Source organism: Azospirillum sp. P4_B5, from assembly GCF_056402275.1.
In genome coordinates, this window is the sequence record NZ_JBFUHT010000004.1 from 185,735 (window position 1) to 207,122 (window position 21,388).

21 protein-coding genes are annotated in these 21,388 nt (G+C 69.1%); 11 read left to right on the forward strand and 10 right to left on the reverse strand.

What is annotated here, in order from left to right; genetic code table 11:
* Positions 1-41: 41 nt before the first annotated feature.
* From AC1DVI_RS04545 to AC1DVI_RS04560, 4 genes are all read right to left on the reverse strand, one after another.
* Entirely contained in the window at positions 42-1,850 is a 1,809-nt protein-coding gene (locus AC1DVI_RS04545) for an autotransporter domain-containing protein (protein WP_476956926.1), read from the reverse strand.
* Between the two features lie 248 nt (positions 1,851-2,098).
* Complete coding sequence (locus AC1DVI_RS04550; protein WP_476956927.1) at positions 2,099-2,674, reverse strand: cytochrome b; 576 nt, start codon at positions 2,672-2,674, stop codon at positions 2,099-2,101.
* Between the two features lie 109 nt (positions 2,675-2,783).
* Entirely contained in the window at positions 2,784-4,757 is a 1,974-nt protein-coding gene (locus tag AC1DVI_RS04555) for a PP2C family protein-serine/threonine phosphatase (protein WP_476956928.1), read from the reverse strand.
* Between the two features lie 157 nt (positions 4,758-4,914).
* The gene (locus AC1DVI_RS04560) at positions 4,915-5,919 is read right to left on the reverse strand and encodes a zinc metalloprotease HtpX (protein WP_476956929.1); all 1,005 of its coding nucleotides are present in this window, start codon (positions 5,917-5,919) and stop codon (positions 4,915-4,917) included.
* 232 nt (positions 5,920-6,151) lie between these two features.
* Between AC1DVI_RS04560 and AC1DVI_RS04565 the strand changes: the two genes are divergently transcribed.
* Entirely contained in the window at positions 6,152-7,060 is a 909-nt protein-coding gene (locus AC1DVI_RS04565) for a DnaJ C-terminal domain-containing protein (RefSeq protein WP_476956930.1), read from the forward strand.
* 1 nt (position 7,061) lies between these two features.
* Positions 7,062-7,430, forward strand: a complete 369-nt coding sequence (locus tag AC1DVI_RS04570; protein WP_476956931.1) for a chaperone modulator CbpM — start codon at positions 7,062-7,064, stop codon at positions 7,428-7,430.
* A 1-nt stretch (position 7,431) separates the two neighbouring features.
* On the opposite strand, the gene AC1DVI_RS04575 is transcribed toward AC1DVI_RS04570, so the two are convergent.
* On the reverse strand, positions 7,432-7,623 hold the full coding sequence (locus AC1DVI_RS04575; protein WP_014198714.1) for a hypothetical protein: 192 nt from the start codon (positions 7,621-7,623) through the stop codon (positions 7,432-7,434).
* Positions 7,624-7,959: 336 nt separating this feature from the next.
* On the reverse strand, positions 7,960-8,889 hold the full coding sequence (locus AC1DVI_RS04580; protein WP_476956932.1) for an NAD(P)/FAD-dependent oxidoreductase: 930 nt from the start codon (positions 8,887-8,889) through the stop codon (positions 7,960-7,962).
* Between the two features lie 177 nt (positions 8,890-9,066).
* Here AC1DVI_RS04580 and AC1DVI_RS04585 point away from each other — a divergent pair, with 177 nt between their 5' ends.
* From AC1DVI_RS04585 to AC1DVI_RS04595, 3 genes are all read left to right on the forward strand, one after another.
* Positions 9,067-9,456, forward strand: a complete 390-nt coding sequence (locus AC1DVI_RS04585; RefSeq protein WP_476956933.1) for an Hpt domain-containing protein — start codon at positions 9,067-9,069, stop codon at positions 9,454-9,456.
* Positions 9,457-9,524: 68 nt separating this feature from the next.
* Positions 9,525-9,902 (forward strand): response regulator, encoded by a 378-nt coding sequence (locus tag AC1DVI_RS04590; RefSeq protein ID WP_149164943.1) that lies wholly within the window; start codon positions 9,525-9,527, stop codon positions 9,900-9,902.
* A gap of 98 nt (positions 9,903-10,000) precedes the next feature.
* Positions 10,001-10,381 carry a hypothetical protein gene (locus AC1DVI_RS04595; RefSeq protein ID WP_149164942.1) on the forward strand — a complete coding sequence of 127 codons (381 nt, stop codon included), beginning with the start codon at positions 10,001-10,003 and terminating at the stop codon, positions 10,379-10,381.
* A 20-nt stretch (positions 10,382-10,401) separates the two neighbouring features.
* Here the strand turns inward: AC1DVI_RS04595 and AC1DVI_RS04600 are convergent, their stop codons facing one another.
* Both AC1DVI_RS04600 and wrbA read right to left on the reverse strand, forming a co-directional pair.
* Positions 10,402-11,349, reverse strand: a complete 948-nt coding sequence (locus AC1DVI_RS04600; RefSeq protein ID WP_476956934.1) for a glutathione S-transferase family protein — start codon at positions 11,347-11,349, stop codon at positions 10,402-10,404.
* Positions 11,350-11,416: 67 nt separating this feature from the next.
* Entirely contained in the window at positions 11,417-12,019 is a 603-nt protein-coding gene (gene wrbA / locus AC1DVI_RS04605; RefSeq protein WP_035679158.1) for an NAD(P)H:quinone oxidoreductase, read from the reverse strand.
* A 126-nt stretch (positions 12,020-12,145) separates the two neighbouring features.
* On the opposite strand from wrbA, the gene AC1DVI_RS04610 reads away from it, so the two are divergent.
* Positions 12,146-13,084: a LysR family transcriptional regulator gene (locus tag AC1DVI_RS04610; RefSeq protein WP_476956935.1), complete on the forward strand. Its 939-nt coding sequence runs from the start codon at positions 12,146-12,148 to the stop codon at positions 13,082-13,084.
* A gap of 30 nt (positions 13,085-13,114) precedes the next feature.
* Here the strand turns inward: AC1DVI_RS04610 and AC1DVI_RS04615 are convergent, their stop codons facing one another.
* A complete protein-coding gene (locus AC1DVI_RS04615) occupies positions 13,115-14,479 on the reverse strand; it encodes a class I SAM-dependent DNA methyltransferase (protein WP_476956936.1) in 1,365 nt (454 codons plus the stop codon).
* A 523-nt stretch (positions 14,480-15,002) separates the two neighbouring features.
* On the opposite strand from AC1DVI_RS04615, the gene AC1DVI_RS04620 reads away from it, so the two are divergent.
* From AC1DVI_RS04620 to AC1DVI_RS04640, 5 genes are all read left to right on the forward strand, one after another.
* Positions 15,003-15,647, forward strand: coding sequence for a transglycosylase SLT domain-containing protein (locus AC1DVI_RS04620; RefSeq protein ID WP_476956937.1), 645 nt, complete (start codon positions 15,003-15,005; stop codon positions 15,645-15,647).
* A 54-nt stretch (positions 15,648-15,701) separates the two neighbouring features.
* The gene (locus tag AC1DVI_RS04625) at positions 15,702-16,541 is read left to right on the forward strand and encodes a 23S rRNA (adenine(2030)-N(6))-methyltransferase RlmJ (protein ID WP_476956938.1); all 840 of its coding nucleotides are present in this window, start codon (positions 15,702-15,704) and stop codon (positions 16,539-16,541) included.
* Positions 16,542-16,651: 110 nt separating this feature from the next.
* Positions 16,652-17,647 (forward strand): hypothetical protein, encoded by a 996-nt coding sequence (locus tag AC1DVI_RS04630; RefSeq protein ID WP_476956939.1) that lies wholly within the window; start codon positions 16,652-16,654, stop codon positions 17,645-17,647.
* Positions 17,648-17,678: 31 nt separating this feature from the next.
* A complete protein-coding gene (locus AC1DVI_RS04635; RefSeq protein ID WP_476956940.1) occupies positions 17,679-18,680 on the forward strand; it encodes a hypothetical protein in 1,002 nt (333 codons plus the stop codon).
* A gap of 91 nt (positions 18,681-18,771) precedes the next feature.
* Positions 18,772-19,497 carry a protein tyrosine phosphatase family protein gene (locus AC1DVI_RS04640; RefSeq protein WP_476956941.1) on the forward strand — a complete coding sequence of 242 codons (726 nt, stop codon included), beginning with the start codon at positions 18,772-18,774 and terminating at the stop codon, positions 19,495-19,497.
* Between the two features lie 13 nt (positions 19,498-19,510).
* Here AC1DVI_RS04640 and AC1DVI_RS04645 read toward each other — a convergent pair whose 3' ends face one another.
* A complete protein-coding gene (locus tag AC1DVI_RS04645; RefSeq protein ID WP_476956942.1) occupies positions 19,511-21,289 on the reverse strand; it encodes a tetratricopeptide repeat protein in 1,779 nt (592 codons plus the stop codon).
* Positions 21,290-21,388: the final 99 nt, after the last annotated feature.

Below are 21,388 nucleotides of genomic sequence, written 5' to 3' on the forward strand. Positions count from 1 at the left end.
AGCAGGAAAAAGCCTTCCGGAAGGATGGAATAGACGTTTCCTCAGAAGCTCATCCGCAAGCGGGCGGTGAAGGCGTGGTTGTGGCCGTCCGCGCCCGACAGTTCGCCGCGGTAGCCGACCGTGGCGCCGACCGCCTGCCAGAGCTGGGCCGACAGGCCGGCGCCGATCACCAGGGAGTCGCGGCCGCCGCCGCTGGGGCTCACGCTGTTGGCCGCCCCGCCGGGCAGGCGGACGGTGACGGTGCGCGCGTCCTCCGCGAACTGGTGTTCCCAGGCGATGCCCAGGCTGGGCTGAAGCACCGTCCGCCCGATTTCCACGATGGTGGAAGCTTCGGCGCCCACGCTGCTCTCCAGCGATTCGGCGCTCTGCCGCTCGACGCCGAGCGACAACAGGCCGGCGCCGCTTTCCTGATAGCCGTCGATGCGCGTGTGGATGTAGCGCAGTCCCAGCCGCGGCCCCAGCGCCACCGGCCCGAGCTGCGCCGTGTAGCCCCCGGCGACCGACAGGGCATAGGTGCGCCCGTCCGTCTCCGCCGAGGCGTTGGGGAACGGCGCGAATCCGGTGGTCCGGTCGATGTCGCCGTAGCGGTCGAAGGAGACGCTGCCCGCCACGGCCAGCAGGAAGCCTTGCGCCTCAGTCACTGCGTGCAGGCCGATGATGGTGCTGGTCATGTCCAGCGTGCCCGCCCCCTCGTCCAGCTTGGCGTGGCCGCGCGACCCGCCGACCGACAGCCCGACGCGCGACGCCGGCCCGACCGGCAGTTCGGCGCCGACGCCGCCCGACTGGGTGTTGAAGCGGAAACCCTGCCTCTCGGCCGTGCCGCCGAGGCGGCCCCAGGCGGCGTCGCCGATCAGGAAGGCCCTCAGCTCGCCACTGCCGAGCGGCGCCTCCACCCGCGTCGTGGCGGGGCCGGCGATGGAGCCGAGCAGCGCGCGGTGCCAGCTCCGCGTCGCCTCGAAGGCCAGCTCCGGCTGCATCGCCACCGTCTCCGCCGCGTCGTTCAGGGCGAGCAGGGCGCCCTGCATGTACTGCGCGATCAACAGGTGGGCGGCGCGGGTCGGGTGGATCTCGTCCCAATAGACGGTCTGGTCGGCCTGCGCCTCGGTCCCGCAGGCGCCGGTCGGTGCGTTCTCCGACACGCAGGGCGTGACGGTGTTGGTGAAGCCGTAGGCCGTCGGGTTGGCCGCCACCGCGCGGTACAGCGCGTTGACGTCCGCCACCACGACGGTGACTCCCAGCCGCTTCTCCACATCGGCCATCGCCTGCGACAGCAGCGTGTTGTGGGAGGCGGTGACGGCGTTCAGCAGGGCGGCGCGGTCGGAATTGCGGGTATCCGGAATCGTGCCGAGGTCCGGCAGGTTCGGCACCAGGAAGGTCTTCCCGCCGAGCGCCGCCAGACGCTCCACCGTGGTGACGATGTTGCCGACCGTCTGGGTGACGAGGCCCGCGGGGTCCGACCCGGCAGCGACGCGGTTGAAATAGTCGTTGCCACCCGCCCACACCGCGAACAGTCCGCCGCCGGTACCGCTTGGGCGGCTGAGCAGGAACTGCCCGACCTGCCCCTGGATGCCGGGAACGCCGGTCTGCGACAGGGTGCCGGTCTCGGCGCCGCCATAGGCGAAGTTGGTCTTCTGGTCGGGCTGGCTGCCGATCAGCGGGGCCAGCCGCTCGACCCAGACGGGGCCGTTGGAGAAACGCCCGTCATAATAGGGCGGGCTCTGCGGAATGCCGCCGCGCGTCAGCTCATAGACGCGGCCGGTGTCGGACAGGCTGTCGCCGAAGACGAACACCCGGTCGAACGGCACCGCCCCGGCGGGCGCCGATGCCAGCAACGCGGCTCCCGCCGCCATACAAATCGCCCTGCCCCTCACCGCGCCACCTCCCCCGCTCCCCCGCTGGACAGCCGGAAAACAGGAGGGACGCGTCAAAGCGGGGGGCGGTACCGCCATTGCGTCGGGAAGAGAAGCCGCTTGGGCGGGTTCATCAAACCATGGGGGACCCGAGCATGGGTCCATCCATGGAGGAGGCAGGACCTCGCCACTCGGCGGGCGGCGCCCACCGGCAACCCGGTGTCCGCGCCGTCCGCCCTTTTCTCATCTCAGCGGTTTCCCCAGGGAAGCATGCGGCTCAGGGTCCCGTCCTTCAGCACATACTGGTGGACCAGAGCCGCCGCCGCGTGGAGGCCGGCCAGCACGATGATGGCGGTGCCGAGAAGCTCGTGGGCCTCCTCCAGCGTGTGGCCGAAGGCCTTGTCCTCGCCGACCAGCGCGGGCAGCGTGAACAGGCCGAAGACGAGGACGGGATGGCCGTTGGCCTGCGTCATCAGCACGCCGGCCAGCGGCACGGCGATCATCAGGGCGTAGAGCGCCAGGTGCCCAGCCTTGGCGGCGAGCAGAAGAAGCGACGCGGTGTCGGCGGGCATCGGCGGCGGCGGGCTGACGGCGCGCCAGACCATGCGCAGCGCCACCAGGGCCAGCACGAGGACGCCGAGCGAGCGGTGGACATCCATCAGGGCGGTCCGCTCCGGCCCGCGGGGCACCAGCCCACGCCCCTGCGCGATGGCGAAGGCCACGAGGATCAGCAGGGCGACGCTCCAGTGCAGGAACAGCGTCACCCCGTCGTAGCGGGTCTTGACGGGTGGCCTAGCGGCGGCCGCGGAATAGGTGTTGGACATCGGAAGTCCCCTCATCGGCAGAAACAGGCAAGTCCTGCCGATCCTGTCCGGAGGCGACTGAACCGAAGCTGAACGGCGGAACCCAGGACTGAGATGGGGGCGCAGAGCGTCACACCGCCGCTTCGGACTCCGGCGCCAGTTCGGACGCGGGCAACAGGCGGCGGACGGTCAGGCAGACGATGTCACCGGTCTGCCCACCCGGACCCACATGGGCCTCCACCGCGCGCAGCAGCAGTTCGGAGCGGTCGCGCGCCGACAGGCCGCGGCCCTGGTGCAGGACGGCGGCCAGACGCTCCTCCCCGAACGGTTCGCGCCCGGCGTTCACCGCCCGCAGCACGCCCTCGGTGCACAGGAACAGCGTGTCCTCCTGCTCCAGCCGGGTCACCGCCTCGCCGTAGGGAATGCCCTTGCGCACGCCCAGCGCCGGGCCGCCGGCGTCGGCCAGGGTCAGCACGCTGCCGTCCGCCCGGATGCGGCAGGGCGCGCGGTTGCCGGCGCTGGAATGGCTGAGCATTCCGGTCTCACGGTCGTAGAGGGCGACGAAGGCGGTGGCGAAGCCGTCGAAGGGGCTCTGCCCGCACAGCCGGTCGTTGGCCGCCGCCAGGATGGCCGCGGGGGTCATGCCGGGCCGGGCCGCCGCCTCGCGGATCGCGCCGCGCACCAGCAGCATCAGGAAGGCCGCCGGCACGCCCCAGCCGGACACGCCCGCCACCACCAGCAGGCAATGACGCTCGTCCAGCTCGATCACGTCGTAGAAGTCGCCGCTGACCGCCGGGCCGGGGACCAGCAGGCCGAAGAACTGGCTGTCGCGCCCGGCGGGAAGCTGCTGCGGCAGCAGATTCGCCTGCACGTCGCGGGCGGCGCGCTGCTCCTCCTCGATCAGATGTTCGGCGGCGGCCAGCTTCTCGGTGCGGGTCTCCAGTTCGGCGGTGCGCATCAGAAGCTGGGCGTCCAGCGTCTCCTCGCGGTAGGACGCTTCCAGCGCCATGCTACGGAAGACGCGGGCGAGGCGGCCCATCTCGTCGTTGCGCTCCATCGCCTCGTTCAGGGTGAAGGGGTTGAAGCGCCCGGCCTCCACCGCGGCGACGGCCTCGCCCAGCCGCTCGATCGGGGCCATCTGGCTGCGCGCGAAGCGGACGGCGCCGTAGACTCCCGCCGCCAGGACGAGCAGCCCGACCAGCACGCCGATCTTCACATGGCGGCCGACCACCGAGGACAGGTCCTCCGCCGGCAGGCGGACCACCGCGATGCCCGCCCCCTGCCCGGCCACCGCCGACACCGGGGCGAAGGCGGTCAGGCGGTCGCCCTCGCGCAGAAGGCCGGTCTCGCCGGCCGCCGCCGCGGCCTTCGCCGCCTCCACCGCCCGTTCCGACAGCGGCCCGGCGCTGGGGCCGGTGGCGTGCACGGCGAGGCGTCCGTCGCGATCCAGCAGCCACGCGCCCTCCACCGTGCCGCCGGCCAGCAGGGAGGCCATCACCCCGTCCACCCCGGCCTTGCGGACGATGTCGCCCAGCCGGCGCACGTCGGCACCGACCTGGACGATGCGCGGCTTGTCCACACCGGCCACGCCGGCGAATTTCATCAGCTTGCCGCCTTCGGTGGCGGCGTCGGTCACCACCTTCTCCGGCGCGCGGTTCAGCAGGCCGTAATAGGGCGCCTGGCGCGGCTGCGCCCGACCATCGGGGCCGAAGGTGATGTCGGGGCCGGGAATGTTGTGCAGATAGGCGCGGCCCCGGTTGTCGGTGACCCAGATCTCTTCCGGCCCACCGCCGTCCGCGACGGCCTTCAGCCGGTCGGTCACCGCCTTGATCGGCGCCTTGCCCGCCTCCATCACCGCGACGAGGTGGGCGGTGAGCGTCGCCTCCGACAGCAGCCGGTCGCCGAGCAGCGCCTCGACGTCGCGCGGGACCTCGCGCGCCAGCGTGGCGGTGCGGGCCAGCAGGGTCGCCGCGCTGCGACCATCCGATTCCACCCGCGACTGGATCGCCGAATGGGTCGTCCAGGCCAGCAGGATCGTGACCAGCGCCACCGCCAGCGTCACCAGCCCGGAGATCAGGAGGACCAAACGCCCTTGAAAGGTCATGGAGGGGACCCGCCTTCTGTAGCCAACCGACCGCCGCGGGCTCTCCCCTTTTTCCCCGGACAAGCCTGGGATTTGGGAAAATTGCCCGACCGCGCCCGTCGGTTCTACCCAGCCGGGCAGCGCGAGTCCAGGAGAGGCGGACGCCGGCCCTGTAACCTCAGTACCAGTAGCCGCCGAGCCGGTAGCGCGGGCGCCGCAGCGCCGTCGGCATGGCGAGGTGCGGCCGGGCATGAAGGGGGTGGGCGGCGAGTTCCGGCAGGACCGGCGGCGGGGTGCGCAGCGCCATCAGGCGGCTCACACGCTCCTCGGTCTCCGGGTGGGTGCGCAGCAGCGACGGGATGTTCTGCGCCCGGCGGCGGCCGGGAAAGCGCAGGCCTTCCCACGGGCTGTGCTGAAGCCGCTCGATCCGGGCGAGCGCCGAGGCCACGCCCTCCGGGTCGCCGGTCAGGTGGGCGGCGTCGAGGTCGGCGTCGAATTCCCGGGTGCGCGACAGGGCGAGTTGCAGAAGCACGCCGATCCAGGGTGCGGCGATAAGCAGCAGCACCAGCAGCCAGGGAACCGCCTCCTGCCGCATCATCAGCAGGGGCAGGTTGAGAATCAGCAGGGCCATGCCGAAGACCGACATCAGCCGGGTCAGGCTGGTCACCGTGTCGGCCAGCCCCATCACGGTCAGGTCGTTGTTGCGCACGTGGCTGACCTCGTGGGCCAACACGCCGGCCAGTTCCCGCAGGCTGAGCGCGCGGAGCAGCCCGTCGGTGACCGCGATGGCCGACCGGCGGCGGCTGCCCACGGCGAAGGCGTTCAGCGCCGGGCTGGCGACGTACCACAATTCCGGCACCGCGGGCAGTTCCGCCCGGCGGGCGATGGCCGCCAGCGCGTCGAACAGGACCGGGGCCTCCGCATAGGTCAGGCGGCGGGCGCCGAACATGCCGAGCACCATGCGCGGCGACAGGCGCGGGCTGAACAGCAGGCTGATGGCGCCGCCAAGCAGTGCCCACAGCACCCCCTCCACCCCCGCCAGGATCATCCCGCACAGCGCCAGCAGCAGCACCATCCCGCCGAGCAGGAGGAGGGATTGCAGCACGTTCGCGATCTTGTGGCGCCGCCGCAGGTCGGCGGCCGCCTGATCCGTGGGCATGAAGGACCGGTGCGTGTGCGGCATGACGGGGCTCCCTCCCTGACCATCTCCCTTTGGAACCGTTCAACCGGAACCAAGTCCGGCCCGTCTCATATTGGCGCGCTCCACCCCGTCGTCATCCCGGCCGCAAGCACAGGCGCCGTGCGCCGGACGGAAGGGCAACCCTCTTGATTTGCGGGGGAGCGTTGAACACATACACGTCGAACGTGCTCACCCCTTAGCCGCTGACCCACGCTTTTCAATCACGGTCATCGCCATGAGCAATCCTTACGAGATTCTGGGCGTTTCACCTTCCGCTTCGGACGACGAGATCCGCAAGGCCTACCGGAAGCTGGCCAAGAAGCACCATCCCGACCTCAACCCCGGCAAGGCGGAAGCCGAGCAGCGCTTCAAGGATATCAGCGCCGCCTACAGCCTGCTGTCCGATCCCGACAAGCGCGCCCGCTTCGACCGCGGGGAGATTGACGACTCCGGTCAGGAACGGCCGCAGCGCCAGTATTACCGCGACTTCGCGGAAGGCCCGGCGGGCGCCCGTTACGCCCACGCGGAAGGCTTCGCGTCGGACGATCTGGAACACATCTTCTCCGACCTGTTCGGCGGACGCGGCTTCGCCCGCGGCGCCACCATGCCGATGAAGGGCGGCAACCTCAGCATGGCGCTGACGGTCGACTTCCTGGCGGCGGCCAAGGGCGGCAAGCGCCGCGTCACCATGCCGGACGGGAAGACGCTGGACATCGACCTGCCCGCCGGGCTGGAGGATGGCGGCACCATCCGCCTGAAGGGCCAGGGCCTGCCCGGCAGCAACGGCGGTCCGCCCGGCGACGCGCTGGTGACGGTCAAGGTCACCCCCCACCCCTGGTTCCGGCGTGACGGCGACGATGTCCAACTCGATCTGCCGGTGACTCTGGCCGAGGCGGTGCTGGGCGGCAAGGTGCGCGTGCCGACCATCGACGGGCCGGTGATGCTGACCGTTCCGAAGGGGGCGAACAACGGCACGCGGCTGCGGTTGAAGGGCAAGGGCCTTCCCGGAGCGAACGGCGTGCGCGGCGACCAGTATGTGACCCTGCGCATCGCCCTGCCCGACGCGCCCGACCCGGCGCTGGAGGCGTTCGTCCGGGACTGGAAGACCGACCACAACCCGAGGCGGGACATGGAGGCCGCGTGAGATGGACCGGAACGACATGGACCAGGGCGGCGCGGGATGGCGGACCGAGGAGGTGCTGGCCACCTGCCGGCGCGTCTCCTCCGCCCAGCTGACGGTGTGGGTGGAGCGGCACTGGTTGCGGCCGCGGCACGAGGGGACCGGTTTCGTCTTCAGCGCGGCCGACATGGCCCGGCTGGAACTGATCTGCGACCTGCGGGAGGATTTGGCGCTCGACGACGAGGCGATGCCGGTCGTGCTGTCGCTGCTGGACACCGTCTATGGGCTGCGGCGGCGCCTGCGCGTGTTGGCCGAAGCCATCGGCGATCTGCCGCCGGAGGCCCGCTATCTCCTGCAGGACGAGCTGCGGAAGCGGGAGGAAAAGGAGGAGTAGATCAGCTCCGGACGCCGAAGGCCCGTCCGCTCAGCGCGATGTCCTGGTTGAAGCCTTCCGCGACCCGGTCGTTGCCGCCGGACTGCATGCACAGCGTCACGTTGATGGCGCTGAGGATGGCGTGGTCGATCTGCTCCGGCTTGGCGTTGTGGCGTTTGATGGCTTGAAGCGCGCGGGTCACGGATTGGGCCATGGAGCAGGTTCCGTTCGTTCTGGCAGGCTGCCCGGGTTGATCGGCGGGTTGGTTGATGGCGTCATCATGACGCCCCGTCGCTCGCCCCGCTGTGCAGCGGGCCACACCCCGCCGCACGGACCGCCTTTCGCAATGGCGAAAGTCCTAAAGCCCAAATTCTTAATCAGGTGTAAACGTCCGGCCGAGCCCAAAAGGCATAACCCTTTATGCCTTCCCTGGAATGTCCATCAAACCAAGAGCATAGCCTGAGCCGTTGGACTGGTATTACCGCTCATTAATGTCAAATGCGACATTTTGCCCGGCGGTGCGGGCCGCTGGATAGGGAGGCGTCGAACGTCAGAGGTCGCCATCCTCCGCCAGGAGTCGGCGATGGATGGCGGTGGCGGCGATCGCGGCCTGCCCCATGGCGACCGAGATCTGGTTCAAGCCCTCCACGATGTCGCCCGCGGCGTAGAGCCCTTCGATCCCCGTCTGCTGGTGCCCGTCGGTGACCAGCCGCCCGTCCGGGCCGGTGCGCACGCCCAGCCCCTTCACCGGCTCGACGCGGGGGTGGCAGCCCAGGGCGGAGTACAGCGTGTCGAAGGTCAGCCGCTCGCCGGACGCCGTGGTCAGGGCGGCGATCCGCCCGCCCTCGGTGTGGATTTCCACCACCGGGTCCTCAACGGCGCGGAGGCCGGCTTCGGCCATGCGGCGCTCCTCCGCCTCCTCCAGATTCATCGGCTCGCCCAGCGTCAGGACGGTGATGTCGCGGGAATAGGTGCGCAGGAACAGCGCCTCCCCCAAAGCCCCGGTGCCATGGCCGATGACGCCGATGCGGTGGCCGGTCACCTCGAACCCGTCGCAGATCGGGCAATGGCGGACCAGCCCCCGCTGCACCGCCTGATAGAGGTTGGGCAGTTGCGGCTCACGGTCGATCACGCCGGTCGCCGCCAGCACGGTGCGGGCGCGGAACAGCCGTCCGTCCTCCGTCCGCACGCGGTAGCCATCGTCGCCCCGCTCCACCGCCGTCACCGTTCCCGGTACGATCCGGGCGCCGTAGCGCTCCGCCTGGGCGCGCATGCGGGCCAGCAGCTCGTCACCGGTCACTCCGTCCGGAAAGCCCGCATGATTGTGGGACAGCGGAATCCAGGAGGCCCGGCTGGCACCGGAATCCACGACCAGGAAGCGGCGACGGTAGCGCGCCAGATAGATCGCCGCGGTCAGCCCCGCAGGGCCGCCGCCGACGATCACAGTGTCCAGAAGCTCTTCCTCGGTTGCGTCGGCCATCGCTCGGGCATTCCGGCTGTCATTGACGACGTTGGGGAACAGGCGCCGCGTTCCCCGGTTCCGTATCTGGATGTTGCGGCGCCGAAGCGTCCATTCGCCGCGCCCGCCTCGGCTTGACCGGGTTGAATTACCGCACGCACTGTACGGCCATACCGTGTCCTGCCGGGAGCCGCAGCCGTGCCCCAGCCACCGCCCAGCCTATCCGAAACGTCTCTCGCCACCGCAGTTCCGTGCGATCGGGACATTCTCGACGTGGAGCCGATGCTGCGCAACTTCGGTGGCCCCGGCCCCACCGTCACGATGCTCTATGCCCTGTTCCTGGAAAACGCCGACGAGTTGTCGCGCGCTCTGAAGGAACGGCTGGCCGCGGGCGACTTGGACGGCGTCCGGCTGGCCGCCCATTCGGCGGCGGGCGCCGCCCGAACCGCCGGGGCCGGGCGGGTTGCCGACCTCTTCGGCTCGGTGGAGGCGGCGGCCCTGTGCGGCGATGCGGCGGTGGCGCGTCGGGATGCGGCGGCCCTCGACCGCGCCCTGGCCGACGTGAAGATTCTCATCGCACGCATTTGAGTTTTTTTCGCGCTGATATATCATGCTTGCGTAACCCAAATGGGTAACCCCCGGGGCGAAGCGCGAGGATGGCCGTGTCGTTCAATTCGTGCGCGGTGCTGGTCGTCGAGGACGAGGTGGTGACCCGCAGCGTTTCGGTGCGGCTGCTGAAGCAGCTGGGCGTCGGCACGGTGATCGAGGCCGCCGACGGGGCGGAGGCGCTGGCTCGTTGCAACCGGGTCGATTTCGACGCGATCTTCTGCGACGTGGACATGACGCCGATGGGCGGTCTGGCCTTCCTGGAAGCGCTGGATGGGCGGGCGCCGGTCATCATGCTGACCAAGCACGACGGGTCCGACGTCGTCCTGTCGGCCCTGCGCTCCGGGGCCACCGGCTATCTGGTCAAGCCGCTGACCCCGCCCGGGCTGCGCGAGAAGCTGGAAAAAGCACTGGCCGCCAAAGGGTAGAACCTTGACCGCGACATTATACTTTTCGTAACCACGGCGGAATTATTCTGTACACGGTGCATCGCTGCACCCTTGTGCGGATTGCCGGGAGATTCCGCATGCCCATGAACGTTCTGGAAGTGGCGATCTACGCCATGGTGCTCACCGCGTCGCAGCCGCGTCCCTATGAGTGCGTCGCGGTGCAACCGGAGGGAGTGAACTGCACGAACGGCCTCGCCGTGGCGTCCGAATCGCCGAACGGCGTCATGGCCTTCAACACCGGTGTTCAGGTCATCAAGGACAACCAGGGCCGCGTGCGGCTGAGCAACGGGATCACCACCCATTTCGATTCCTCGGCCTGGGTGGCCTTCAAGAACCCCGGCGGACAGACCCTGGTCAGCGTGCGCAAGACCGGGCCGTTCCGCTTCAAGTTCTCCAACAGCTTCCAGTGTGAGATGATCGGCCAGAAGCAGGACATGGCCCGCTGCTACAAGCCCTGAGGCCCGGTCACGCCACCCCGTCATCCCACCGAGTCACGGCCGTGCGGCGCATCGAGATCCAGCGCCGGCCCTTTCGGCACGACTCCGGTCGGGTTGATCATGGTGTGGCTGGCGTAGTAGTGCCGCTTGATGTGGTGGAAATCGACCGTCTCCGCCACGCCGGGCACCTGATAGAGGTCGCGCAGATAGCCGGACAGGTTCGGGTAGTCGGCGATGCGGCGCAGGTTGCACTTGAAGTGGCCGACATAGACGGCGTCGAACCGCACCAACGTGGTGAACAGGCGCCAATCGGCCTCGGTCTGCCGGTTCCCCAGCAGATAGCGCCGCCCGGCCAGCCGCTCGTCCAGTTCGTCGAGCGCCGCGAAGAGGGCGTCGAACGCCTGCTCGTACTTCTCCTGGCTGGTCGCGAAGCCGGCCTTGTAGACGCCGTTGTTCACGCGGTCGTAGACGAAGGCGTTGAGCCGGTCGATCTCCTCCGCCAGCTCCGCCGGGTAGAAGTCCAGCGCGGCGTCGCCGAAGGCGTCGAACTCCCGGTTCAGCATACGGACGATCTCCGCGGACTCGTTGCTGACGATGGTCCCGGTTTTCTTGTCCCACAGCACCGGGACGGTGACACGTCCCGAGTAGGTGGGATCGGCTTTGGTGTAGACCTCGTGCAGGCGGGTGGAGCCGGTGATCGGGTCGGGGTCGGGGAAGGTCCAGCCCTCTTCGCGCATCAGCGGATCGACCACGGTGACGCCGATGGCATCCTCCAGCCCCTTCAGCTTGCGCAGGATCAGCGTGCGGTGCGCCCAGGGGCAGGCCAGCGACACGAACAGGTGATAGCGCCCGGCCTCCGGCTGGAACGGGGTCGAACCGTCGGCCCGCACCCAGTTGCGGAACTGGGTTTCCGGACGGACGAAGGCGCCGCCGCTGTTCTTGGTGTCGTACCACTGGTCGTGCCAGCGGCCGTCGATCAACAGGCCCATGCCCTGAACTCCCCTCTGTCCGGTGCCCCCTCTCCCGCCCGAAGGCGGGAGAGCAGCGCTTCAGCCCTTAACCGTGCAGCTTCTTGGCGATCTCCGCGACGTGCCGCCCCTGGTAGCGGGCACCGTCCAACTCGACCGCGCTCGGCTGGCGGGAGCCGTCGCCGCCCGCGATGGTGCTGGCGCCGTAGGGGCTGTTGCCCATCACCTCGTCCACGCCCATCTGGCCCTGGAAGCTGTAAGGCAGGCCGACGATCACCATACCGAGATGCAGAAGCACGGTGTGGGTGGTGAGGATCGTGCTCTCCTGCCCGCCATGCTGGGTGGCGGAGGAGGAGAAGGCGGCACCGACCTTGCCGACCAGCGCGCCCTTAGCCCACAGGCCGCCCGTCTGGTCGAGGAAATTCTTCATCTGGCCCGGCATGTTGCCGTAGCGCGTCGGCACGCCCAGGATGATGGCGTCGTAGTTGGCCAGCTCGTTCGGGTCGGCGATGGGAATGTTCGGCTCTTCCTTGAAGTGCGCCTTCTGCCGCACCTCCTCGGGGACCAGCTCCGGCACGCGCTTCACAGTCACCTCGGTGCCGGCAACGGAGCGCGCGCCCTCGGCCATCGCCTGCGCCATGGTGGAGATGTGGCCGTAGCTGCTGTAATAGAGCACCAGAACCTTCGCCATGTCTCGTCTCCCCTCTGTCGTTGCGGCCGCGCCGGAGGCTGCGGCGTCCCAAAAGATAGCGCGTTGCCTCGTTTCGGCAAATCCAGGGCGCTGGAACTTCATTGTTCCCGGGTGTAGAACAATGGCATGGATCGCCTCGACGACATGATGGCCTTTATCAAGGTCGTGGACACCAAGAGCTTCACCAGCGCGGCGGAGCGCCTGAACCTGTCCAAGTCCGTGGTTTCCCGCCGCATCGCGGAGCTGGAGAACCGGCTGGGGGCGCGGCTGCTGAACCGCACCACGCGCAAGCTCAGCCTGACCGAGGTCGGGCAGGCCTATTACGATCGCTGCACCCGCATCATCGCCGACCTGGAGGAGGCGGAGCAGGCCGTCGCCGACCTGCACGCCGCTCCGCGCGGGCGGTTGAAGGTCAACGCGCCGGTGTCCTTCGGGCTGCTGCATCTGGCAAAGGCGGTCGCCGAGTTCCTCGAGCGCTACCCGTCCATCGAGATCGAGATGGACCTGAACGACCGCTACGTCGATCTGATCGACGAGGGTTACGATCTGGCGGTGCGCATCGGGCGGCTGCGCGACAGTTCGCTGATCGCCAAGCGTCTGGCCCCCAACCGGCAGGTGGTCTGCGCCAGCCCGGCCTATCTGGAAAAGCACGGGATACCTCAGACGCCGGATGAGCTGTCCAACCACAACTGCCTGATCTACACCAACATCCCGACCGCCGAGCAGTGGCAGTTCCGCGTCGGTGACGCGATGCGGTCGGTCCGGGTGTCGGGATCGTTGCGCACCAACAACGGCGACCTGCTGCGCGAGTCCGCCATCGCCGGCGTCGGCATCATCGTGCTGCCCACCTTCCTGTGCGGAGAAGCGCTGTCCAAGGGGCAGCTCCAATGCCTGCTGCTCGACTATTACATGGCGGAATCGAACGTCTTCGCGGTCTACCCGCAGAACCGGCACCTGTCGCCGAAGGTCCGCGTCTTCGTCGATTTCCTGGCCGAACGCTTCGGCCCACGCCCCTATTGGGACTGCGCCCTGCTCAGCCTGCAGCCCTTCCAGGCGGAGGCGTGACGGACGCCCCCGTCCCGAACGGCGTTTTTATCAGTTTTCCGACTTCTCCATTATAAAGAGAAGACCCGGCACGCCCACGCCCTTCTCCCGGCGGGGGGAGCAGGGCTCCATCAGCAGCACCGTCAGACCTGCCGCCGCCGCCATCTCCCGCAGATAGGCTTCGCTGTGGGCGTAGCGGCGCGACGCGCCGAGCGCGTAGCCGGAGGTCGCCGCCTCGCCGTCCAGACGCTCCACCGTCGCGGCGAAGCGGCCCGCCGGACGCAGGGCCTTGGCGGCACCCTCGAACAGGGCGGTCAGGTTGCCGAGATAGACCAGCACGTCGGCGGCGACCAGCAGGTCCCAGGCGCCGGGCGCCGCCTCCACCGCCGCGGCCACGTCGCCGACCGACAGCTCATCATACAATGCGCGGGCGCGGGCCTTCTCGACCATGCGCGGGGCCAGATCGACCCCGGCGAGATGCGCCGCCAGCGGGCGGAACGCCACCCCCGCCAGCCCGGTGCCGCAGCCGAGGTCCAGAACGCGCAACCCCGCCGCCGTGCCCAACCGGTCCACCGCCTCGCGCAGCAGGGCCGGCGCGGAGTAGCCCAGCTTGTCCACCAGATCCTGGTCGAAGCGGTCGGCGTAGCGGTCGAACAGGGCGCGCACATAGGCCGCCGACAGGTCCTCCCCCGCGCCGCTTTCCAGCGCGGTGATCAGCGCCGCGCAGCCGAGTCGCCCGTCCGGGTCGAGTCCTTGAGCCCGGCGCAGCGCCGTCAGGGCCTTCGCCGGATCCTGCAGCGCGATCCAGGCCCGCCCGATGGCGGCATGCAGGTCCGCATCCTCCGGATCCCGGCGGGACAGGGGCTGAAGCAGTTCGACCGCGCCCAGTGCATCGCCGGTCTCGACCAGCAGGGCCGCCAGTTCCAGAGCCGCTTCGCGGTCGCCGGAACGCAGGGCCACGGCCTCTCGGTACTCCTCCAGCGCCGCGTCCCGCCGGCCCGCCGCCGCCAGGGCGCGGGCGAGACCGAGCCGGGCCGTCGCGGAATCGGGCCGTTCCGCCGTCAACACCTGCCCGGTGGTCACGGCTTCCTCGAACCGGCCCGCGGTGCGCAAGGCCTCGGCCAGAGCGACCCGCCAGGGCCACATGGCGGGGTCGAGCGCCACCGCCCGCCCGCAGGCGGCCAGCGCCCCGGCGGCCTCGCCCGCATCCCGCGTGCTGTCGGCCAGAGCGCCCCAGGCCTCGCCCGACCCCGGGTCGGCGGCGCAGGCGAGCCGGAAGGCACGCGCCGCCCCCGCCGCGTCGGCGGCGTAGAGGCGGTCATAGCCAGTCTGGAACAGAATGCCCGGAACGTCTCCGGGCTGGACGAGGGGGCCTGCCCCCTCCCGGTCGGCTTGAGCCGTCGAATCGCGATCCACGATCACTTCGCTATGGGAGATGCGCTGTCGCCGTCCCCCGCTCCGGGAGACTCCGGAAAGCGGAAGAAGACACGAACTCCTGCACCAGCTTGCACGCGTGCGCAAGAGGCATCCGAAGGAGGTCGTTCGCCGGCGAATCGAGCGTCAGACCGTCGCATTAGGCCGACTGGACGAATTTGTACGCCTTTCGCACAATCCACCTCTTTCGGTTTTTCAAAGCGCTTCGGAATCAGTGCCTTGGTGGCTAAGTCCGAGGCCTTGGGTGGGTTTTTCCCGCCGCCTTGTGACATCGTTCGATCGAAAGGCGTGGTATTACCGGGCAGCAAATAGATTGACGCTGTATAAAATTTTTGGAAGTGTGGCTTCGGCGCCCGATGGTGGGCGCTGAACTTTCGGGTAGGAGGCGGTCACCGTAAGCGACTCGGTGACCGGTAATGGCGGCCCCGCGCGGGGGGCCAAAACGAAGCCGGATGAACCCGGCAACGAAGAGGGGACCGAGGATATGCAAGACCGAACTCAGCGCGTGCGACGCACGTATGGCGGCTGGATCGCTCTTGTACTGGGCTTAGCCGCCGCTCCGGTCCTCCCCGCCAAGCCCGCCGCCGCCCAGGACAGCAGCTGCGTCTCCCACGCCGTCGAAGCCGAGCGCAAGTTCAACATCCCCTCCGGCCTTCTCGTCGCCATCGCCCTGGTGGAAAGCGGCCAGGATGGCGCCCCGACCCCCTTCGCCATGAGCGTAGAGGGCCGCCCCGTCTACGCCCGCAACGCCAACGACGCCGCCCGGCATCTCCGCGACAAGCGTGGCCAGATCCGCCAGAACGTCTATGTCGGCTGCATGCAGATCTCGCTGGGCACCCACCGCGGCGAGTTCCAGCCGGTGGAGCGGATCGTCGATCCCCGTGAGAACGTCTATTACGCTGGCCGTCTCCTCCTTCGCCTTCATGGCGAGCAGGGAAGCTGGAAGACCGCCGTCGCCCGTTACAACGGCGGCTCCACCCGCCAGGCCCAGAACTACGTCTGCAAGATCTGGCAGCACCTGAACGAACTGGACCCGAAGAGCGCCAAGCTGCTGGAATCGGCCCGCTGTGGCGAGTCCGAGCCCGCCAGCATCGCGCCGAGCACCCGCCGCACCTTCCGCAACGCCCAGCAGGTCGCCTCTCTCGACTGATCCCAGTTCGCGGGGGATGGCGCGGACCGCCCCGATGGGCTAAATCCCTGCCCCATGAACTACCGTCACATTTTCCACGCTGGCAACCCCGCCGATGTGATGAAGCACGCCGTCCTGGCGCTGATCATCGATCATCTGCGCGCCAAGCCGGCGCCCTTCTGCGTGCTCGACGCCCACGCCGGCATCGGGCGCTACGACCTGGACTCCGAACCGGCACGCAAGACGCTGGAGTTCCAGGACGGAATCGGACGGCTGTTCGGCCAGCCGGCGCAGCATCCGGCGCTGCGGCCCTATTTGGACGCGGTGAACGCGCTGAACCCGGACGGACGGCTGCGCTGGTACCCCGGATCGCCGCGGCTGGCGCGGGCGCTTCTGCGCGAGCAGGACCGGCTGCTCCTCAATGAACTGCATCCTGACGACTGGCAGACCCTGAGGGCTGAATTCGCCGGGGACCGTCAGGTCTCGGCCTTCAAGACCGACGCCTATCAGGCGCTGAAATCCCATCTGCCGCCGCGCGAGAAGCGCGGACTCGTGCTGATCGACCCGCCCTTCGAGCAGCCGGACGAGTTCGCCCGCATGGCCGAGGGGCTGAAGGCGGCGCACAAGCGCTGGTCCACCGGCATCTACGCCCTGTGGTACCCGATCAAGGAACGTGCCGCCGTCTGGCGCTTTCAGGAAGCGGTGGAGAACACCGGCATCCGCAAGATCCTGAGGGTGGAGCTGACGTGGCACCCCGAGGACACGCACCTGCGGCTGAACGGGTCCGGGCTGCTTATCGTCAATCCACCCTGGACGCTGGACGACACGCTGCGCGCCATGCTGCCGGCGCTGCACGCCACCCTGCCCTCCACCGGCGGCGGCTGCACGGTCGACTGGCTGGTTCCCGAGGGGTAAAACCGCACATTTCAACCGAGAAGCGGCAACCGGTCACAGAGGTTGCCGTTGCAACGGCCCCACCACTCGCCCTAGGCTGAACGGGATTACTCCGTTCCGGCAAGGCCACGATGTCCCGTTCCAACGATTTCGCCAGCAACTTCATCAAGGCTCACGCCGATGCCGGGCTGGAGCGCGTCTCGATCGCCCACATCCTCCAGACCATCCAGAAGGACCCGGCCTTCCTGTTCAGCGAGGAGTTGCGCCGCGGCGGCGGCCAGTGCCCCATGCACGCCGCCCCCAACGCCGACGACGCGGACAAGGTGACGGTCAACACGCTGCTCGCCTACCTGTTCGAACGGCTGCGCGACCATGTGGCGACCAAGCTGCCGCTGGACGAGCGCGGGCAGGTGATGCTGCCGATCCCGCCACGCTCCCCGCACGGCATCGACCCGGCCGACCGTGCGGCGATGGCGGCGGCCCCGCTCGACGTGATGGCCTCGGTCCTGCGCGACGCCACCTGCCATCTGCTGGACGGCCTCATCACCGACTGGGCCGCCGACCTGCTGACGGAAGAGGAGCATTACCGGGCCCAGGGCACGGGCGAGATCTCCGCCGCCGCTGCCGCCACCTTCATCCTGCGCACGACGCTGGAGGACTCGCCCCTCTACCAGCGCGCCGGCTACGACATGCTGTCGATCACCAAGACCGGCAGCCACACCGCCATCCACATCTGCTGGGCCATGGTGGAGGCCGCCCCCCTGCTGCTTCCGGGCAGGGATGCGGCGGCCTACGACGACCTCGTCCGGCGCAGCCTGAAGCAGGTGGTGCCGTTGTCGATGGCCAGCCTGGGCATGCTGGTCCATTACATGGAAGCGTCGGGGATCGAACCCCACGACGGGCTCGCCATCCATCTGCTGCCCAAGGACCAGACGGCCTTCGTCCTCGACGAGGCCGGGCTGATCTGCCTGAACCCGGAACCGATCACCCGCTTCGCCAAGCCCGAGGAGCGGCACTACACCGGCTGCCCTGCCTTCTACACGCCCGGCTTCATCAAATTGTATCTCGACATCGTGGCCAGCATCGCCATGGACTACGGCGTCTACGACCGGCTTCGCGACCGCTGACCGTCCTCACATACGGAATGACGTCCCCATCATGGCCCGCTCCAACGACTTCGCCCTGACCTATCTCGCCGCCCATGAGGAGGCCGGGATGACCCGGGTCAACCTCGCGCCGATCCTGCACCGCATCACCGAGGACCCGAACTACCTCTTCACCGAGGAGCTTCAGCGCCTCGCCGGCCAGTGCCCGGCCCACGCGGACACCCGCAAGGAGGATTACGAGAAGGTCGCCATCAACACGCTGCTGGCCTTCCTCTACAACGATCTGCGCGACCACATCACCAACCGCATGCCGCTCGATGCCGACGGCCATCTTCTGCTGTGCAACCCGCCGGACTCGCCGCACGGGCTGGACGTCGCCGACGCCGCCGGGCTGGACGCCGCCCCGGCGGAGACGCTGATCGGCTTCCTGCGCGACAGCGTGTGCCACCTGCTGGACGCCATCATCAAGGATTGGGCGATCAAGGTGACGCTGGAGGAGGAGCGCTGCCGGGCGGAGGGCGCCATCACCCCGCTCGCCGCGGCCGGCTTCGTCCTCGCCAACACGTTGGAGGCGTCGGTGCTGCACGCGCCGTCCGGCTACGACATGCTGTCAATCACCAAGACCGGCAGCCACACCGCGCTCCACGTCTGCTGGAACCTGTGCGAGTCGGCGCCCATGCTCAAGCCCGGCCTGACCCCGGCCGAATACGACGACCTGTCGCGCCGCAGCCTGAAGCAGGTGCTGCCGCTCGCCATGGGCAGCCTCGGCATGCTCTGCCAGTTCATGGGGGCCGGCCACATCGAGGCCGACGACCATCAGGCCATCCACCCCCTGCCCCGCCACCAGACCGCCTTCGTCTACGACGCGGAGGCGCCGGGCGGTATGATCGTCCTGAACGCCGACCTGATCGAGCCGACCGCGCAGGCGGGCGAGCGCCATTACACCGGTTGCCCGGCCTTCTACGCCAACGGCCTGATCAACCTCTATATGGAGATCGTGCTGTCGCTGGCCGCGCGGTACGACATCTACGGGCGGGTCCTGCGGGCCGGATGACCAAACCGCCGCACTGCCCAGCGGCGCGGCGGCCTTGACGCCACGCTAAGTGTGCCTATCTTGGCGGCCTTGTCGATTTGGAGACTGCTGCGTGGCCACCACCAGGAAGATGTTGCGCCGTTATACGACCACCGCGTTGGCCGACGGGATCAAGCGGGCGCGCGGGCGCATGATCTCCCCGCTGCAACGGGCGCTCGGGCATGTCGAAAGCGTGTTCATCGACCACGCCTGCTTCCGGCTGGTTTACTCGAACACATACCGCATCTCCCCCAACATGTACCGGGCGAGCCAGCCCTCTCCCTCGCACATCCGGGAGGCGGCGCGGCGCGGCGTCAAGACCATCCTGAACCTGCGCGGCAGCCGCGACTGCGCCTCCTACATCCTGGAGGCCGAAGCCTGCCGGGCGGCCGGGCTGACGCTGGTGGACTTTCCCGTCAACTCCCGCGACATGCCGAAGAAGGACACGCTGCTGAAGGCCCGCGACCTGTTCGCGACCATGCAGTATCCGGCGCTGCTGCACTGCAAGTCGGGGGCGGATCGCGCCGGCTTCATGTCGGCGCTCTACCTCTTCATCCACGAGGGCGTGCCGCTGGAGCGGGCAACCAAGCAGCTTCACTGGAAGTACGGCCACTTCAAGCAGGCGAAGACGGGCATCCTCGACTATTTTTTCGAGCTGTACGCCGCCTACAACGAGAAGCGCCCGATCGCCTTCTGGGACTGGGTGGAGCGCGTCTACGACCCGGTGGAGGCCAAGGCCAGCTTCCGCTCCCGCGAATGGGCCGACACGGTGGTCGACCGGGTTCTCGGGCGGGAGTGATACCGACGGCGCGTCACTTCGCCCCGACGAAGCGGCAATAGGGGAAGCTCAGGAAGTCGAAGCGGCGCACGCGGACCGGTTCATGACGGTTCAGCCAGTCGAGCACCGCGTAATGGGCCATCTGGTCCAGCATCCAATAGACCTCCGCCCCCGCCAGGAAATGCCCGATGTAGGAGCCGAGCAGCGACAGGAAGCGGTCGCCGCCCGGCGTGTTCTCATAAACGGCGAACCCGACCGGAATTTCCCGTGACGGACCACGGCGGCGACCGTCGAGCATGAGACCGACGTCGTATCCCTCCATGTCCGCCTGGAGAGCCTGCACATCGCCGGTGATCCAGGCGTCGGTGTCGACCACCATCAGCGGGCGGTCCAGCCGGCGCATCCACTGCAAGGCGCGAAGGAAGCGGGCGGAGGCGTAATAGGTGACGCGCTTGATGTCGGTCCAACCCGCCATGTCCGGCCGGTCCAGCGAGAAGCCGATCTTCAGCCGTCCGTCCATTTGCCAGCGGACCATGGCCCGCTCCGTCTCCGACGACGGCGCCACGACATGGACGGCGACCGCGGCGCCCGGCATCCGCTCCGCCAACGACTCCAGCAGCGTTGGGGCGAAACGGCGGAAATAGACGTCGTCGCAACAGAAGAAGACCAGCGGTTCCCCGTCTGGCCCCGGCGCCGGCTCGCTGCGGCACTCCAGGGGGGCCATGCGCTCCAGCACCGCCTCGACCGGCGGCAGAGCGCGGAAGAAGGCGTCGTCGGCGCGCAGCATGGTCCACAGGCCCAGCTCATGCTCCCGCGCCACCTCCGCCGCGGTGAAGCGCCGCCGAAAGCGTCGGCTCAGCCAGGAGGCGAGGACGAGCCGGTCCCGGCGGTAGGCGTGGAAACCGACGACAGACGCCGCGACCGTGTCCTTGGGATGGCGCCGCAGGCGGATCCAGGCGGCCCTCGCCCCGTCACGCAACATGGTGTCGGACGCCATGCCCACCTGCACCAGTGTCGCCACCGCGGCGATGTGCAGCCAGTCGGCCTCATCGTCGTCCGGCCGGGCCGCAACGGCCCGGCGCAGCGCGCCGATGGCCTCCTCGACCAGCGCCCGGTCGACCGCGAAAGGCTTTCCATCCTGTACGCCCATCGCCCCGCTGCGCTCCAGCAGCAGCCGCCCCAGCAGGCGGTTGGCGCGGTGATGATGCTCATCCTGCTCCAGGGCGGCCCGTGCCATCGCTTCCGCCGCCGCCGCGTCCCCGACCGCCACCAGTGCCTCAACCGCCGCCGCGCAGGTATCGGCGTCCGCCGCCGGGTGGCGCGCCGCGACGGTCCGCCGCTCCGCCTCGTCCAGCCGCGCGTCCCACTGGTCACGCAGCGCCGTCAGGTTGACCGCCGCTCCCGCGTGGCCGGGCTCCAGCGCCAGGGTCCGCCGGTAGCTTCGCGCCGCACCCGCAGCCTTCTCCTGCTGCTTCAACCCGTTGCCGAGGTTGAACCAGGAGGCCGCGTTCGCCGGGTCGAGGGACAATGCCCGTTGCAGGCAGGCGATGGCCTCCGCCCCCTGCCCGGCCAGGCGCAGGGCAGCGGCAAGGTTGCTGTAGCCGGCGACGCCGCCGGGCTCCAGCCGCAGGATGGTCCGGAAGTGGCCGACGGCCTCGGCCGGGCGCCCCGTCTGCACCAGAAGCATCGCCAGCATCTGCAGCGCACCGCGATTCGCCGGCTCGCGCTCCAGGACAGCACGATAGAGCGGCTCCGCCCCCGCATGGTTGCCGGATTTGTGCAGGCGAATCGCGTCGGCGAGGGCAGGTTCCATGAGACGGGACCATAGACCGGATCGTCCCTGGCGCCAATCGCTGCCATCGGACGCGCGCCGAAGCGACCTGGAGAAACACGTCGTGTGATCGGGCCGCCC

Bases quoted from the DNA above. Each gene is read 5' to 3' on its own strand.
- AC1DVI_RS04545 (WP_476956926.1), bottom strand. From the start codon at position 1,850: ATGGCGGCGGGAGCCGCGTTGCTGGCATCGGCGCCCGCCGGGGCGGTG.
- AC1DVI_RS04550 (WP_476956927.1), bottom strand. From the start codon at position 2,674: ATGTCCAACACCTATTCCGCGGCCGCCGCTAGGCCACCCGTCAAGACC.
- AC1DVI_RS04555 (WP_476956928.1), bottom strand. From the start codon at position 4,757: ATGACCTTTCAAGGGCGTTTGGTCCTCCTGATCTCCGGGCTGGTGACG.
- AC1DVI_RS04560 (WP_476956929.1), bottom strand. From the start codon at position 5,919: ATGCCGCACACGCACCGGTCCTTCATGCCCACGGATCAGGCGGCCGCC.
- AC1DVI_RS04565 (WP_476956930.1), top strand. From the start codon at position 6,152: ATGAGCAATCCTTACGAGATTCTGGGCGTTTCACCTTCCGCTTCGGAC.
- AC1DVI_RS04570 (WP_476956931.1), top strand. From the start codon at position 7,062: ATGGACCGGAACGACATGGACCAGGGCGGCGCGGGATGGCGGACCGAG.
- AC1DVI_RS04575 (WP_014198714.1), bottom strand. From the start codon at position 7,623: ATGGCCCAATCCGTGACCCGCGCGCTTCAAGCCATCAAACGCCACAAC.
- AC1DVI_RS04580 (WP_476956932.1), bottom strand. From the start codon at position 8,889: ATGGCCGACGCAACCGAGGAAGAGCTTCTGGACACTGTGATCGTCGGC.
- AC1DVI_RS04590 (WP_149164943.1), top strand. From the start codon at position 9,525: ATGGCCGTGTCGTTCAATTCGTGCGCGGTGCTGGTCGTCGAGGACGAG.
- AC1DVI_RS04595 (WP_149164942.1), top strand. From the start codon at position 10,001: ATGCCCATGAACGTTCTGGAAGTGGCGATCTACGCCATGGTGCTCACC.
- AC1DVI_RS04600 (WP_476956934.1), bottom strand. From the start codon at position 11,349: ATGGGCCTGTTGATCGACGGCCGCTGGCACGACCAGTGGTACGACACC.
- wrbA (WP_035679158.1), bottom strand. From the start codon at position 12,019: ATGGCGAAGGTTCTGGTGCTCTATTACAGCAGCTACGGCCACATCTCC.
- AC1DVI_RS04610 (WP_476956935.1), top strand. From the start codon at position 12,146: ATGGATCGCCTCGACGACATGATGGCCTTTATCAAGGTCGTGGACACC.
- AC1DVI_RS04625 (WP_476956938.1), top strand. From the start codon at position 15,702: ATGAACTACCGTCACATTTTCCACGCTGGCAACCCCGCCGATGTGATG.
- AC1DVI_RS04630 (WP_476956939.1), top strand. From the start codon at position 16,652: ATGTCCCGTTCCAACGATTTCGCCAGCAACTTCATCAAGGCTCACGCC.
- AC1DVI_RS04635 (WP_476956940.1), top strand. From the start codon at position 17,679: ATGGCCCGCTCCAACGACTTCGCCCTGACCTATCTCGCCGCCCATGAG.
- AC1DVI_RS04645 (WP_476956942.1), bottom strand. From the start codon at position 21,289: ATGGAACCTGCCCTCGCCGACGCGATTCGCCTGCACAAATCCGGCAAC.